This is a genomic window from Streptomyces sp. NPDC059850, from assembly GCF_042731515.1.
Taxonomy (GTDB): Bacteria; Actinomycetota; Actinomycetes; order Streptomycetales; family Streptomycetaceae; genus Streptomyces.
The window spans coordinates 18,762-35,270 of record NZ_JBHWJI010000014.1 but is presented as its reverse complement, the minus strand read 5'-3'; the positions used below and the strand labels follow the sequence as shown (position 1 = coordinate 35,270).

Annotated in this window: 2 protein-coding genes; both read left to right on the top strand. The window is 70.3% G+C overall.

What is annotated here, in order from left to right; all coding sequences use genetic code 11:
* Positions 1–472: 472 nt before the first annotated feature.
* Positions 473–1,666 (top strand): cytochrome P450, encoded by a 1,194-nt coding sequence (locus tag ACFV9T_RS13775; protein WP_385439622.1) that lies wholly within the window; start codon positions 473–475, stop codon positions 1,664–1,666.
* A 30-nt stretch (positions 1,667–1,696) separates the two neighbouring features.
* Complete coding sequence (locus tag ACFV9T_RS13770; protein ID WP_385439619.1) at positions 1,697–16,507, top strand: type I polyketide synthase; 14,811 nt, start codon at positions 1,697–1,699, stop codon at positions 16,505–16,507.
* The last annotated feature ends 2 nt before the right edge of the window (positions 16,508–16,509 follow it).

Sequence of the window (16,509 nt, the reverse complement as noted above, 5' to 3'; positions counted from 1 at the left end):
GGAGCCGCGCGATCGGGTGCCACGCGGCAAAGCCGAGAGCCAACCGGGAAGGTCGCTCCCGGTCTGGCCGCCGACGTCCTGCACATCCGAAGCCCGATCAGTCTTACCCGCGTGACCGGCCGGGGCCATTACCAACGTGGGTAGTTTCGGCGACCGGGCGCTATGTCCAGAACAGGCGTTTCGTCGTTGATGATCCGGTGCGGCGGGAAGGTTTCCGCGGGCGAGCGCGCGACTACCGGGTCCTCGATCACGAATTCCCGCGCCGAGTCGCAAGCCCGGCCTACCAGGTTGAGGGATGCCGGGTGTCGTCATGACTCACCTAGTTTGGCTCACAACGGTTCAAGGCCGCATGCGCGCGGCCCGCATCCCCGAATTCGGCTGCTTGGTCTACGGCCTCATGTTCGCGACGGTCAACGAGACGAACGCGATCGGAAAGACAACTGCTGGAAGTTCTCGTGAGTGAGAGGATTCCATGAGCGACGCAATTTCCTTCGAGATGCCGTGGGCGCGGACCCATCAGTTCGACCCGCCTTCGATATTCGATTCGTTGCGCGAAAAACATCCGCTCGCGAGAATGGTCTACCCCGACGGGCACGTCGGCTGGATCGCCACCAGTCACGAGGTGGTGCGCAAGGTCCTCGGCGACCCGAGGTTCAGCCACAGCTCGGAAATCGGCCACTTCCCGGTGACGCATCAGGGAGACATCGTCCCGAACCACCCGAAGATACCGGGAATGTTCATCCACATGGATCCGCCCGATCACACCCGTTATCGGCGTCTGCTGACGGGCGAGTTCACCGTCCGCCGGGCGAACCAACTGAAATCGCGCGTGGAAGCCGTGGCCGCAGAGCAGATTAACGACATGCGCGAGCACGGTGCTCCGGTGGATTTGGTCGCGAGCTTCGCCAAACCGCTGGTCCTGAGGGTGTTGTCCGAGCTGGTCGGCCTGCCTTACAGCGAACGCGACGAGTACGCGGATGCCCCGGCTCTCCTGCACGACCCGAACTCGGACCCGCAGGACGTCGCCGCCGCCTACGAGCGGGCTGGCTCCTTCTTCACCGAGATCGTCGAAAGAAAGCGGAAGCAGCCGGGCGACGACCTCCTCAGCCGGCTTATCGCCGACGGGCAGTTGACCACCGAAGAGCTGTCCAACATCGTCGTTCTTCTGCTGTTCGCAGGCTACGAGACCACGGAAAGCGTGCTGAGCGTCAGCGTTTTCGCCCTGCTGCACCATGTGGATCAACTGACGGCGGTCCGCGTGGACCCGTCGAAGCTCAACGCCGCCGTCGAGGAGCTCCTCCGCTACCTCACCGTCAACCAGTACCACACCTACCGCACCGCGCTGGAGGACATCGAACTGAACGGTGAGCTGGTCGCGAAGGGGGACACGGTCACGGTGTCGCTACCTGCGGCCAACCGCGACCCGGCCAGGTTCGAGTGCCCCGAGAAGCTGAATGTCGATCGCGACACTACGGGCCACGTGGCGTTCGGTTACGGCATCCACCAGTGCCTGGGCCAAAATCTGGCGCGCGTCGAACTGCGCGCCGGCCTGTCGGCCCTCCTCCGGGCCTTTCCCGACCTTCGGTTGGCCGTTGCCTTCGACGAGGTACCGCTGCGGCTCAACGGGTCTGTCTTCGCGGTGAGGAGCCTGCCCGTCTCCTGGTGAGCTTTCTTCTCGGAAAGGACTTGGGGCATAGTGCGCACCGACCTCATCAAGCCGCTGCCGGTAGCACTCCTGGAGAACGCGAGCCGCTTTCCCGGCAAGGTTGCCTTCGAGGACGACCGGCGGTCGGTCACCTATGGTGACCTGGAGGCGCGGACGCGCAGGCTGGCCGGACACCTGGTGGGACTCGGCGTTCAGCGCGGAGACCGGGTGGCCATCTGCCTGGGCAACCGCGTGTCCACTGTGGAGAGCTACCTGGCGATCGTTCGCGCCGGCGGCATCGGTGTGCCGCTCAACCCCGCCTCGGCGCTTGCCGAGCTGGAGTACCTGCTGGCGGACAGCGGCGCCAGACTGGTCATCACCGACTCCGCGAACGCGGAGCGGCTCCACCGCTCACCGGTGGCCGATACCGCGCTGCTGGTGACGGGTGATGTCCCGGTACGGGCGGGAATCCATTCCTACGACGAGCTCGCCGTCCGCGAGCCGACCACGCCCGCCGGGGATGACCTCGGCCTCGACGATGTGGCCTGGATGTTCTACACGTCGGGGACGACCGGTCAGCCCAAGGGCGTCCTGTCGACGCAGCGGAACTGCCTCTGGTCCGTTGCCTCGTGCTACGTGCCGATTCCGGGGTTGTCGGACCAGGACCGGGTGCTCTGGCCCCTCCCGCTGTTCCACAGCCTCTCGCACATCGCGTGCGTGCTTTCCGTGACCGTCGTCGGCGCCACCGCCCGGATCATGGACGGAAGTTCCGCGGATGACGTGATCAGGACGCTCCGCGAGGACGGTTCGACCTTCCTGGCCGGTGCCCCCACCACGTACCACCACCTGGTGATCGCCGCTCAGCAGAATGGTTTCTCCGCGCCCGGCCTGCGGATCGGCCTGGTCGGTGGTGGGGTCACCGGATCCGGACTGCGCCGGGACTTCGAGGAGACCTTCGGGGTGCCGCTGGTCGATGCCTACGGCAGCACCGAGACGTGCGGGGCCATCACCATGAACCCGCCGGACGTCGCACGGGTCGACGGGTCCTGCGGCCTGCCCGTGCCGGGCGTCGGGGTCCGCGTCGTCGACCCCGCCACCGGGCGCGAGGTGCCCGCCGGTCGGGAGGGGGAGGTGTGGGTCAGCGGGCCGAACGTCATGGTCGGCTACCACAACAGTCCGGAGTCGACCGCCGCGGCGATGCGGGACGGCTGGTTCCGGACCGGGGACCTGGCTCGGCGCGACGAAGCCGGCTACTTCACCATCTGCGGCCGGATCAAGGAACTCATCATCCGAGGTGGGGAGAACATCCACCCCGCGGAAGTGGAGGCGGTGCTGCGCACCGTCGAGGGCGTCGCCGATGCCGCGGTAGCGGGCGCGCCGCACGACGCACTGGGGGAGGTGCCGGTCGCATACGTGATCCCCGACCCTTCCGGGTTCGACGCCTCCACGCTGATCCACCGGTGCCGCGAGCAACTGTCCGCCTACAAGGTGCCGGAGCAGGTCTACGAAATCGCCGCCATCCCCCGGACCGGGTCGGGGAAGGTCCAGCGGCGCCTCCTGGCCGATGAGCCGAGCCGGCTGCGGTACGAGGCGAGCGGGCACCAGGACGCGCCGATGACCGCGAGCGAGCCTGACGCGACCGTCACGGCGGCCCTGCGCGACCAACTGTCTGATCTGGACGAACGCGCGCAACTGACACGGCTGGAAGATTTGGTCCGCGCACAGGCAGCAGTCGTGCTACAGCAGCCGGGACCCGACCTGGTCCCGGCCGACCGCGCTTTCCGCGACCTGGGTCTCACGTCCATCGCCGTCGTCGGGTTACGCAACCGGCTGACGGAGCGCACCGGGCTGCGGCTGCCCACCACCGCCGTATTCGACCACCCCACTCCGGCGGCGTTGGCGGCCTTCCTGCGGGACGAGGTCTTCGAAGTCGCGCGGCCGGTGGCGGAGTCGGTCATGGCAGCCGACCCCGATGAGCCGATCGCCATCGTCGGGATGGCCTGCCGATTGCCGGGCGGCGCATCGTCGCCCGCGGACCTGTGGAAGCTGGTGGCCGGCGAAGTCGACGCGGTCGGCGGATTCCCCGACGACCGGGGCTGGGATCTTGAAGGCCTGTTCGATCCGGACCCCGATCGCGCGGGCACGTCGTACGCCAGTCAGGGCGGTTTCCTGGAGGGCGCGGGGTTTTTCGATGCGGGGTTCTTCGGGATTTCGCCGCGCGAGGCGTTGGCGATGGATCCGCAGCAGCGGTTGTTGCTGGAGACCTCGTGGGAGGCGTTGGAGGGTGCCGGTGTCGACCCGGTGTCGCTGAAGGGCACCGATGTCGGGGTGTTCTCGGGGATCTCCGGCCAGGGCTACGGGGTCGGTGTGTCCGCGCCGGAGGTCGAGGGGTTTGTGAGCACCGGCTCGGCGTCGAGTGTGGCGTCGGGTCGGGTGTCCTATGTGTTCGGTTTCGAGGGTCCTGCGGTGACGGTGGATACGGCGTGTTCGTCGTCGCTGGTGGCGATGCACCTTGCCGTGCAGGCGTTGCGGCAGGGTGAGTGCTCGATGGCGCTCGCGGGCGGCGCGACGGTGATGGCGAATCCCAGTTCCTTCGTGGAGTTCTCCCGGCAGCGGGCGTTGGCTCCTGACGGGCGGTGCAAGGCGTATGCCTCTGCGGCCGATGGCACGGGCTGGGCCGAGGGCGCGGGTGTGGTGCTCCTTGAACGGTTGTCGGTGGCGCGGGAGCGTGGGCACCGGGTGTTGGCGGTGTTGCGTGGTAGTGCGGTGAATCAGGATGGTGCGTCGAATGGGTTGACGGCGCCGAATGGTCTTTCGCAGCAGCGGGTGATCCGGAGGGCGCTGGCCAACGCCGGACTGGTTCCGTCCGATGTGGACGTTGTGGAGGGGCACGGGACCGGGACTTCCTTGGGTGATCCGATCGAGGCGCAGGCTCTTCTGGCGACGTATGGGCAGGGTCGGGAACCGGGACGTCCGTTGTGGTTGGGGTCGTTGAAATCGAACATCGGGCATGCGCAGGCGGCTGCCGGTGTGGCCGGTGTGATCAAGATGGTGCAGGCGTTGCGGCACGGGGTGCTTCCGGCGACCTTGCACGTGGATGCGCCGACGACTGAGGTGGATTGGTCCGCCGGTGCGGTGGAGTTGTTGACCGAGGCGCGGGAGTGGCCGCGGGACGGTCGTCCGCGCCGGGCCGGGGTGTCGTCGTTCGGGGCCAGTGGGACGAACGCGCACGTGATCTTGGAGGAGGCATCGGAGGAGCCGGTGCCGGTTGCCGAGGAGCCGTTGCCCGGTGTGGTGCCGTTGGTGGTGTCGGCTCGGAGTGCTGGTTCGTTGGCGGCGCAAGCGGAGCGGTTGGCGGCGTTCGTCGAGGGTGCCGGTGGCGTGTCGTTGGCGGGTGTGGCTGGGGCGTTGGTGTCGGGTCGGGCGGTGTTGGGTGAGCGTGCCGTGGTCGTGGCGGAATCCGGCGAGGAGGCGGCGGCGGGACTTGGCGCGTTGGCGCGGGGTGAGACCGCGTCCGGTGTGGTGACGGGCGGTGCGGCTGGCGGTGTGCCGGGGAAGGTGGTGTGGGTTTTTCCGGGTCAGGGTTCGCAGTGGTTGGGGATGGGTCGTGAGTTGTTGGATTCGTCTGCGGTGTTCGCGGAGCGGGTCGGGGAGTGTGCGGCTGCGTTGCAGCGGTGGGTGGATTGGTCGCTGATCGATGTGTTGCGTGGCGAGGTCGATCCCGAGTTTTTGGGTCAGGTTGATGTGGTGCAGCCGGCGAGTTTCGCGGTGATGGTGGGTTTGGCCGCGGTGTGGTCTTCGGTGGGTGTTGTGCCTGATGCGGTGGTGGGTCATTCGCAGGGTGAGATCGCGGCGGCGTGTGTGGCGGGTGCGTTGTCGTTGGAGGATGCGGTTCGGGTGGTGGTGTTGCGTAGCCAGGCGATTGCCGCGGAGTTGTCCGGGCAGGGCGGGATGGCGTCGGTGGCGTTGGGCGAAAACGAGGTGGTCGCGCGTTTGCAGCCGTGGGCTGGTCGGGTTGAGGTGGCGGCGGTGAATGGTCCTGCGTCGGTGGTGATCGCTGGGGACGCCGAGGCGTTGGATGAGGCGTTGGAGATGTTGTCCAGCGAGGAAGTTCGGGTGCGGCGGGTGGCGGTGGACTATGCGTCGCACACCCGGCATGTGGAGGACATTCGGGGCACGCTCGCGGAAGCGCTGGGCGGGATCAGTGCGCAGGTGCCGGTGGTGCCGTTCTACTCGACCGTCATCGGGGACTGGATCCAGGACGCCGGGATTCTGGACGGTGGCTACTGGTATCGGAACTTGCGGAACCGGGTGGGTTTCGGTCCGGCGGTGGCGGATCTGTTGGCTCTGGGGCACGGGGTGTTCGTGGAGGTCAGTGCGCACCCGGTGTTGGTTCAGCCGATCAGCGAGATCGTCGACGACGCTGAGGCCGATGTCCTGGTGGTCGGGTCGGTGCGGCGTGACGATGGTGGCCTGCGGCGGCTGCTGACGTCGGTGGCGGAGTTGTTCGTCCGGGGTGTTCCCGTGGACTGGTCCGGGATTCTGCCCGCTGGGGCGGCGTCCGTGCGGGTGGACCTGCCGACGTACGCCTTCGACCACCAGCACTACTGGCTCCAGTCGGCGGAGTCGGCGACCGACGCCGCATCGTTGGGGCAGGCGACGGCCGATCATCCGTTGCTGGGTGCGGTTGTCAACATGCCGAACTCGGCGGGCTTCATCGCCACATCGAGGTGGTCGCTCCGGTCGCACCCCTGGCTGGAGGACCACCTGGTGTCCGATGCCGTCCTGGTGCCGAACGCGGCCCTCGTCGAGTTGTCCATCCGGCTCGGCGACCTGGCCGCCGCCCCCAACCTCGACGAACTGACCGTCGACACGCCCGTGGTGTTGCCGCGGCGAGGCAGCCGCAGCATCCAGGCCGTCGTCGGCGAGCCCGACCAGGCGCGACGGCGGTCGGTGGAGATCTACTCCCGCGCCGCGGACGCCACTGTGGACGCGCAGTGGACGCGGCACGCGCACGGCACGCTGATTCCCGCCGCCACCGGCGTGACACCCCCGACCGCCGGGCCCGCCACGGAAATCAGTCTGGACGGGCCCGCTCTTCGCGACGCGGACCGGTACGGGGTGCACCCCGCCCTGCTGGACGCCGCCGTTCGCACGGTCCTCCCCGACGGCACGCTCCCGTCGGTGTGGTCCGGGGTGTCCCTGCTGGCATCGGGCGCTGCCGCACTGCAGGCGCGGCCGGGCACGACGTCGACGGAGGGGACCGGTCTGCACCTGACCGACTCCGCGGGGCACCCCGTCATGACCGTCGAAGCGGTCCTCGGAACGCCGTTCTCCCCCGAGCAGGCGGGGATCACCGGCGTGTGGCCGCACGACGCCCTGTTCCGCGTCGACTGGACGGAACTACCGCTTCCCGCCGCGGACCGCTCCCTCGACATCGCGCCCGTCGCGAACGGTGAGGACGTCGTCGCGTCGGCCGAGTCGGCTCCCGATGTCCTGCTGTATGACGCCATCGCCGCTGATCCCCGCACATCGGTCAACGCGGCGCTCGCCGTGCTCCAGGCTTGGCTCGCGGAACCCGCCCTGGCGGAAACTCGGTTGGCAGTGGTCACCGGGGACTGCGCCGGGCTCGACGCGGCCGCGGTGTGGGGCCTGGTGCGCTCGGCGCAGTCGGAGCATCCGGGCCGGATCGTGCTGGCACACCTCGATGACGTTTCCCGGTCCGCGCTGCCTTCCGTGGTGCTCAGCGGCGAGCCGCAGATGAGGGTGCGCAACGGCATCGCACAGGTGCCCCGGCTGGCACGCGCGCCGCTTCCCGACGCCGGGCAGCACGCACGCCCGCTCGACACCGAAGGCACAGCGCTGATCACCGGTGGCACCGGAACGCTCGGTGCTATGACGGCACGGCACCTGGTGACCGCGCACGGCATCCGGCACCTGGTCCTGGTCAGCCGCAGCGGCGCCGCCCCGGAACTCCACGACGAGCTGACCGCGCTAGGCGCGTCCGTCACCATCGCCGCCTGCGACGCGGCGGACCGGGCCCAGCTTGAGGCCGTGCTGCGCGCGATCCCGGCCGAGCACCCGCTCACCGCCGTCGTGCACGCCGCCGGGGTTCTGGACGACGGGGTGCTCACCGGCCTGACCCCGGAACGCGTCGACACCGTGCTGCGGCCGAAGGTGGACGCGGCACTGCACCTGCACGAGCTCACCCGGAACTTGGACCTCGCCGCGTTCGTGCTGTTCTCTTCGGCAGCGGGTGTGCTGGGCAACCCCGGGCAGGCCAACTACGCCGCGGCCAACGCATGTCTGGACGCGGTGGCGCGGCAGCGGCATCGCCTGGGCCTGCCCGCGGTGTCCCTCGCCTGGGGTTATTGGGCGACGGTCAGCGCAATGACCCAGCACCTGGGCGCCGCAGACCTGCGACGCAACAAGCGGATGGGCATGGTCGGCATCTCGGCCGCCGAGGGAATGGCCCTGCTGGACGCGGCCCTGGGCACCAACGCGGCCACCGCCGGCGATTTGGTCGCGGCGAAGTTCGATGTGCCCGCCTTGCGGGCGGCGGCCGGTGGTCCGGTCCCGCCGCTGTTGCGCGGTCTGGCCCCACCGCCGCGACCGGCGGCGCGGGCTGCCGCTCCGGCCACGTCGCTGGCTGAGCGCATCGCGGGTCTCGGCGATGCCGAGCAGGCCGAGGCCGTGGTCGACTTGGTCCGCCGGCACACCGCCGAGGTGCTCGGGCACGCAGGTTTCGACGCCGTTCGCGCAGACCGGACCTTCAAGGACGCCGGGCTCGATTCGCTCACCGCGGTGGAGCTGCGGAACCGGTTGGCCGCCGCGACGGGGCTCACCCTCTCCCCGGCGATGATCTTCGACTACCCGAAGCCCGCGGCGCTGGCCGAGCACCTGCGCGCCAAGCTCTTCGGCAGCGCGTCCCACCGGCCGGCGGACTCCGGTGTCCCCGCCGGGACGACCGACGAGCCGATCGCGATCGTGGCGATGGCGTGCCGCTTCCCCGGGGGCGTGCAGAGCCCGGAGGACTTGTGGCGGTTGGTGGCCGACGAGGTCGACGCCGTCACCGAGTTCCCCGACGATCGCGGCTGGGACACCGACCGGCTCTTCAACGAGGATCCCGACCACGAGGGCACCACGTACGTGCGGCACGGCGCCTTCCTCGATGACGCCGCCGGTTTCGACGCCGCCTTCTTCGGCATCTCACCGAATGAGGCGCTGGCGATGGACCCGCAGCAGCGGCTGCTGCTGGAGACGTCCTGGGAGGCAATCGAGCGGGCCGCGATCGACCCGACCGCGCTGGCCGGGCAGGACGTCGGCGTCTACGTCGGGGTCAACAGCCACGACTACAGCATGCGGATGCACGGGGCGTCCGGTGTCGAGGGGTTCCGCCTCACCGGTGGTTCGGGCAGCGTCATCTCCGGGCGCATCGCCTACCACTTCGGCTTCGAAGGCCCCGCCATCACGGTCGACACGGCCTGCTCCTCCTCGCTGGTGGCACTGCACATGGCGGCGCAAGCGCTGAACCGCGGCGAGTGCTCCATGGCGCTGGCGGGCGGCGTGATGGTGATGGGCACCGTGGAGACCTTCGTCGAGTTCTCCCGGCAGCGCGGCCTGGCGCCCGATGGCCGGTGCAAGGCGTTCGCGGACGGCGCGGACGGCACCGGATGGTCCGAGGGCGCGGGCCTGCTGCTGGTGGAGCGCCTTTCGGAGGCCCGCCGCCGGGGCCACCGCGTGTTGGCCGTGGTGCGTGGATCGGCGGTGAACCAGGACGGCGCGTCGAACGGCCTGACGGCGCCGAACGGTCCGTCGCAGCAGCGGGTGATCGGCAAGGCCCTGGCCCACGCCGGCCTGCGCGCAGCGGACGTGGACGCCGTGGAGGCGCACGGCACGGGCACGACGCTCGGCGACCCGATCGAGGCGCAGGCGCTCCTGGCGGCCTACGGCCAGGACCGGCCGGCCGACCAGCCGCTGTGGCTGGGGTCGGTGAAGTCGAACATCGGGCACACGCAGGCGGCGGCGGGTGTCGCCGGCCTGATCAAGATGGTCATGGCCATGCGGCACGGAGTTCTCCCGCGGACGCTGCACGTGGACCGGCCGTCATCCAACGTGGACTGGTCGGCGGGCGCCGTGGAACTGCTGACCCAGGCCCGCGGCTGGCCGGAGACCGGCCGGCCCCGTCGAGCCGGCGTGTCCTCCTTCGGCATCGGCGGCACCAACGCGCACGTCATCCTCGAAGACGCCCCCGATCGGCCGGAGACCGCCACACCGGAGCCTGAACCGACAGGCATCCCCGTGCTGGTGCCCGTGTCCGCGCGGACGCCGAGCGGGCTACGCGGCCAGGCCGACCGGCTCGCCCGCTTCCTCGACGACCGGCCGGACCTGCGCCTCGCCGATGCCGCCCACGCGCTCGCCACCGCGCGCGCCCAACTCGACCACCGCGCCGTCGTTCTGGTGTCCGATCGGCGACAGCTCTGCGCGGACCTCAGCGCGGTCGGGCGGGGTGCGGCGAGCCCCGCGGTCGTGTCCGGCACACCGGTCACGGGCAAGCTGGCCATCCTCTTCACCGGCCAGGGCAGCCAGTGGGCAGGCATGGGCCGCGAACTCGCCGAGGCGTTCCCGGTCTTCCGCGACGCTTTCGCCGCCGCGTGCACCGCCGTGGAGGAGCACCTGCACGGACACCTGGCGCGCCCGCTCGGCGATGTGGTGTTCGCCGCCCCCGGCTCGCCCGACGGCGAACCGCTCGACCAGACCATGTACACCCAGGGCGCCCTGTTCGCCTTGGAAACCGCGCTGTTCCGGCTCTTCGAATCCTGGGGCGTGCGGGCGGATCTGCTCGCCGGCCACTCGATCGGCGAGATCACCGCCGCGCACATCTCTGGGGTGCTGGGGCTGTCCGAGGCGGGCGAACTGGTTGCCGCGCGCGGCCGGTTGATGCAGGACCTGCCCGAGGGCGGCGCGATGGTCGCCGTCCAGGCGACCGAGGCCGACGTCGCCCCGCTGCTCGCCGGGGCGCGAGGCGCGGTCTGCGTCGCGGCGGTGAACGGCCCCGACTCGGTGGTGCTCTCCGGCGACGAGGATGCCGTGCTCGCCATCGCCGGTGAACTGGCGAGCCACGGCCGCAAGACGCGGAGGCTGCCGGTCAGCCACGCCTTCCACTCCCCGCTCATGGCGCCCATGCTCGACGAGTTCCGCTCTGTCGTGGAGGGCCTGTCGTACCGGCCAGGCGCCCTTCCCATCGTCTCCACGCTGACCGGCGATCTCGTCGCGGACGCGCAGCTCGGCACCCCCGGCTACTGGGTCGACCAGGCACGCAACGCGGTGCGCTTCAGCGACGCCATCGCATCGCTGAGCGACCGGGGAGCGACGACGTTCCTCGAACTGGGCCCGGGCGGAGTCCTCGCCGCGGTGGCCTCCGACACGCTCGGCGCACGGCAGCAGAGCTGCATCGCCACCCTGCGCAAGGACGGCGCTGAGGTCGCCGACGCGCTGACCGCGCTCGCAGAACTGCACGTGCGCGGCGTGGCCGTGGATTGGGCGGGCGTTCTCGACCAGCCGGCCGCGGCCGTCGGGACCGAGCTGCCCACCTATGCGTTCCAGCACCGGCGGTACTGGGTCGAGACCGACGACACGACCGACGGTGCCGATGTGCGGCACAGGTCGTCCGGTGCCCGCACGCGGGGCGAAGGAGTCGGCGACGCGATCGGCGACCGGCTGGTCGGGTTGTCGGCTGCGGAGCAGCGCCGCATGGTGATGGACCTGGTCCAGGAGAGCACCGCGGTCGTGCTCGGCCACCGCGAGTCGGACGGCATCGACGAGGAACAGTCCTTCCAGAGCCTCGGATTCGACTCGCTCAGCGCGGTGAAGCTCCGCAACCGCCTGCACGACTTCACCGGGGTGAGCCTGCCCAACACGCTGGTCTTCGACTATCCGACCCCCGCGCTCCTCTCGGACTACCTGCGGGCCGAGCTGCTCGGCGAACGCCCGGCGGTGCGCACCCCGACCACGGCGGCGCCGGCCCCGGACGAACCGATCGCGATCGTCGGGATGAGCGCCAGGCTGCCGGGCGGCGCGGACAGCCCCGAGGAGCTGTGGAAGCTGGTGGTGGAGCAGCGGGACGCGGTGTCCGGCTTCCCGCTCGACCGCGGCTGGGACCTCGAAGGGCTGTATCACCCGGATCCCGACCACCCGGGCACGAGCTACACCCGCTCGGGCGGGTTCCTCTATGAGGCCGCGAAGTTCGACGCGGGCTTGTTCGGGATTTCGCCGCGCGAGGCGTTGGCGATGGATCCGCAGCAGCGGTTGTTGCTGGAGACCTCGTGGGAGGCGTTGGAACGGGCGGGCATCGACCCGCTGTCCACCAGGGGCGGTGACATCGGCGTCTTCACCGGGATCGTGCACCACGACTACGTGACACGGCTCAACCAGGTGCCCGAAGACGTCCAGGGCTATCTCATGACCGGTTCGGCGTCGAGTGTGGCGTCGGGTCGGGTGTCCTATGTGTTCGGTTTCGAGGGGCCGGCGGTGACGGTGGACACGGCGTGTTCGTCGTCGCTGGTGGCGATGCACTTGGCCGCGCAGGCGTTGCGGCAGGGTGAGTGCTCGATGGCGCTCGCCGGTGGCGCGACGGTGATGGCCAGTCCGGACGCCTTCCTGGAGTTCTCGCGGCAGCGCGGTCTGTCCGCCGATGGGCGGTGCAAGGCGTATGCGGACGGCGCGGATGGCACGGGCTGGTCCGAGGGCGTGGGCGTGGTGGTGTTGGAGCGGTTGTCGGTGGCGCGGGAGTGTGGGCACCGGGTGTTGGCGGTGTTGCGTGGGAGTGCGGTGAATCAGGATGGTGCGTCGAATGGGTTGACGGCGCCGAATGGTCCGTCGCAGCAGCGCGTGATCCGCAATGCGCTGGCGAGCGCCGGGCTCGCTGTGTCCGATGTGGACGTCGTTGAGGGGCACGGGACCGGTACGGCTTTGGGTGATCCGATTGAGGCGCAGGCTCTGCTGGCCACTTACGGGCAGGACCGGGGACCCGGGAACCCGTTGTGGCTGGGGTCGTTGAAGTCGAACATCGGCCACACGCAGGCGGCTGCCGGTGTGGCCGGTGTGATCAAGATGGTGCAGGCGCTGCGGCACGGGGTGCTTCCGGCGACGCTACATGCGGACGAGCCCACGCGTCAGGTGGATTGGTCTGCGGGTGCGGTGGAGTTGTTGACCGAGACCCGGGAGTGGCCACGGGATGGTCGTCCGCGTCGGGCCGGGGTGTCGTCGTTCGGGGCCAGCGGGACGAACGCGCACCTGATCATCGAGGAAGCGCCCGCCGAAGAGGTGCAGCCCGTTTCCGGCGAGACACTGCCCGACGGTGTGGTGCCGTTGGTGGTGTCGGCCCGGAGTGCCGGTGCGCTGACGGCTCAGGCCGGGCGGCTCGCGGCGTTCATCGAGGGCGCCGGCAAGGTGGCATTGACCGCGGTGGCCGGGGCATTGGTGTCGAGCCGGGCTGTCCTCGGCGAGCGTGCTGTGGTGGTGGCGGGTTCGTCCGATGAGGCGCTGGCGGGGCTGGGTGTGCTGTCCCGGGGTGAGAATGCGCCCACTCTGGTGGCCGGGAGTGCGGCTGGCGGTGTGCCAGGCCGTGTTGTGTGGCTGTTCCCGGGTCAGGGTTCGCAGTGGATCGGCATGGGCCGGGAGTTGCTGGATTCCTCCTCGGTCTTCGCTGAGCGGGTCGGGGAGTGCGCGGCCGCGTTGGAGCACTGGGTCGAATGGTCCTTAGTGGACGTATTGCGCGGCGAGGCTTCTCCCGAGTTCCTGGATCGTGTTGATGTTGTTCAGCCTGCCAGTTTCGCGGTGATGGTGGGTTTGGCCGCGGTGTGGGCCTCGGTGGGTGTGCGGCCTGACGCTGTCGTCGGCCACTCTCAGGGTGAGATCGCGGCGGCGTGTGTGACGGGGGCCTTGTCTCTTGAGGATGCGGTTCGGGTGGTGGTGTTGCGCAGCCAGGCCATTGCCACGGAGCTTTCCGGTCGGGGCGGGATGGCGTCTGTGGCGTTGGCTGAGGCCGAAGCGGTTGCTCGGTTGGAGCCGTGGGCGGATCGGGTTGAGGTGGCTGCTGTCAACAGCCCGTCGTCCGTGGTGATCGCTGGGGATGCCGAGGCGTTGGATGAGGCGCTGGAGTCGTTGTCGGCCACGGGAGTTCGGGTTCGGCGAGTGGCGGTGGATTACGCCTCGCATACCCGGCATGTGGAGGACATCCGGGACACGCTTGCGGAGGCGCTGGCGGGAGTGAGCGCGCAGGCGCCGGTGGTGCCGTTCTACTCCACTGTCACCGGCGAGTGGGTGCAGGACGCCGGGATCCTCGATGGCGGCTACTGGTATCGGAACCTGCGCAATCAGGTGGGTTTCGGCCCGGCCCTCGCCGATCTGATCGGCCAGGGGCATGGGGTGTTCGTGGAGATGAGCGCCCATCCGGTGCTGGTTCAGCCCGTCACCGAGATCGCCGATGACGCCGAGGTCGATGTGGTGGTGGTCGGGTCGTTGCGGCGTGATGACGGTGGCCTGCGGCGGCTGCTGACGTCGATGGCCGAGCTGTTCGTCCGGGGTGTTCCCGTGGACTGGGCCACCATGCTGCCCACCGGGGCGGCCTCTGCACGAGTGGACCTGCCGACGTATGCCTTCGACCACCGGCACTACTGGCTGGGGGAGGCGGAAGCGGCCACCGGCGCCGCCGACGCGGCCCAAGGCGCCGAGGCCGACTTCTGGGCCGCGGTTGAACAAGCCGACTCGGATTCCCTCGCCGAGTTGTTGGAGATGGCGTCGGCCGATCAGCACAAGGCCCTCGACACGGTCATTCCCGTGCTGGCGGATTGGCGGGGGAAGCGCCGCGAGCGGTCGGCCGCGGAGAAGCTGCGCTACTACGTCACCTGGCAGCCGCTCGAACGCGAAGCCGTGGGCGTGCCCAGCGGCCGTTGGCTGGTCGTCGTGCCATCCGATCGCACGGACGACGGCGCGACCGACGCACTCCTGGAGGAATTGACAGGTCAGGGATTCGGCGCGGTCCTGCTGGAGGTCGGCGAGGCCGACCGCACCCGGGAACGGCTCGCCGAGCGGCTGACCGGCGTCCTGGCCGACCACGACCTGACCGGGGTGCTGTCGTTGCTCGCCCTGGACCACCAGCCGGGAACGGGCCCGCAGGACCCGAGCGCGATGGCGGCGTCGGCGCTCGCGCTGATCCAGGCGCTGGGGGACAGCTGTGCCCCCCAGCCCCTTTGGTGCCTGACCAGAGGCGCCGTGAACATCGGCATCCAAGACACCCTCACCGCACCGGCTCAGGCGTCGCTGTGGGGCCTCGGCCGCGCCGCCGCGCTCGAATGCCTCGACCGGTGGGGCGGTCTGGTCGACCTGCCCGCCGTGACGGACTCGCGCACGGTCCAGCAGCTGCTCGGGGTGCTGACCGGTGCCGCCGGTGAGGACCAGCTCGCGGTCCGGCGATCGGGCGTCTACACCCGGCGGTTGGTCCGCAAGCCCGTGCCGGAGACCACCGGCGACGGCCGCTGGCAGCCCCGGGGCACCGTGCTGGTGACCGGCGGCGCCGAAGGTCTCGGCAGGCACGCCGCGGTCTGGCTCGCGCTCTCCGGCGCCGAGCGGCTCATCGTCACCACCACCGCGCACACACCCGAGCAGAGCGTGCCGGAACTGCGTGCCGAACTGGCCGAGCTGGGCCTCGCCACCGCGGTGGAGCCCTGCGACGGCTCCGACCGGGACGCCATCGCGCACCTGGTGTCCGCGACGAACCCGGAGCAGCCGATCACGGCCGTGGTGCACGCGGCCGACATCATGCAAACCAGTTCCATCGACGACACCTGCGTGCCCGACCTCGCCGGGGTCTTTGCGACCAAAGTGGACACTGCCGGATGGCTGGACGAGCTGTTCGAGGACGCGCCGCTCGACGCCTTCGTCGTCTTCTCCTCGATCGCGGGCGTCTGGGGTGGTGGCGGCCAGGGCCCGTCCGGAGCGGCGAACGCCGTCCTCGACGCCCTCGTTGAGCGCCGCCGCGCCCGGGGACTGCGGGCGACGTCGATCGCCTGGGGAGCGCTCGACCAAGTCGGCGTGGGCATGGACGAGGCCGCCCTCGCCCAACTCCGCCGCCGCGGCGTCCTCCCCATGGCCCCCGGGCTGGCGGTGACCGCGATGGTGCAGGCGGTGCAGGGCAACGAGAAGTTCGTGACGGTGGCCGACATGGACTGGGACGCCTTCATCCCCGCGTTCACCTCGGTCCGCACCAGCCCCCTGTTCGCCGACCTGCCCGAGGCGAAGGCGGCGCTCCAGGCGGCGCAGCCCGACGGCGAGAACAGCGACACTGCCTCGTCCCTGGCGGACTCCCTGCGGGCGGTCTCGGACAGCGAGCAGAACCGCGTCCTGCTCCGACTGGTCCGCAGCCACGCCGCGACGGTCCTCGGCCACGGCGGCGCCGAGAGCATCGGCCCGCGCCAGGCGTTCCAGGAGGTCGGCTTCGACTCGCTGGCCGCGGTCAACCTCCGCAACAGCCTGCACGCGGCCACCGGGCTGCGCCTGCCCGCGACGCTGATCTTCGACTACCCCACCCCGGAGGCGCTGGTCGGCTACCTGCGCGCCGAACTCCTCCGGGAGGCCGACGACGGCCTGGACGGGCGGGAGGACGACCTCAGGCGGGTGTTGGCGTCCGTGCCGTTCGCCCGGTTCAAGGAGGCGGGCGTGCTGGACACCCTCCTCGGCCTCGCGGATGCGGACGCCGACGCGCCGGTCGCCGAGGCGGCTGCGGCCGCGGACGACGCGGATCCGATCGACGAACTGGACATCGCCGGGCTCGTGCAACGGGCCATGGGCAAGACGAGCTGACA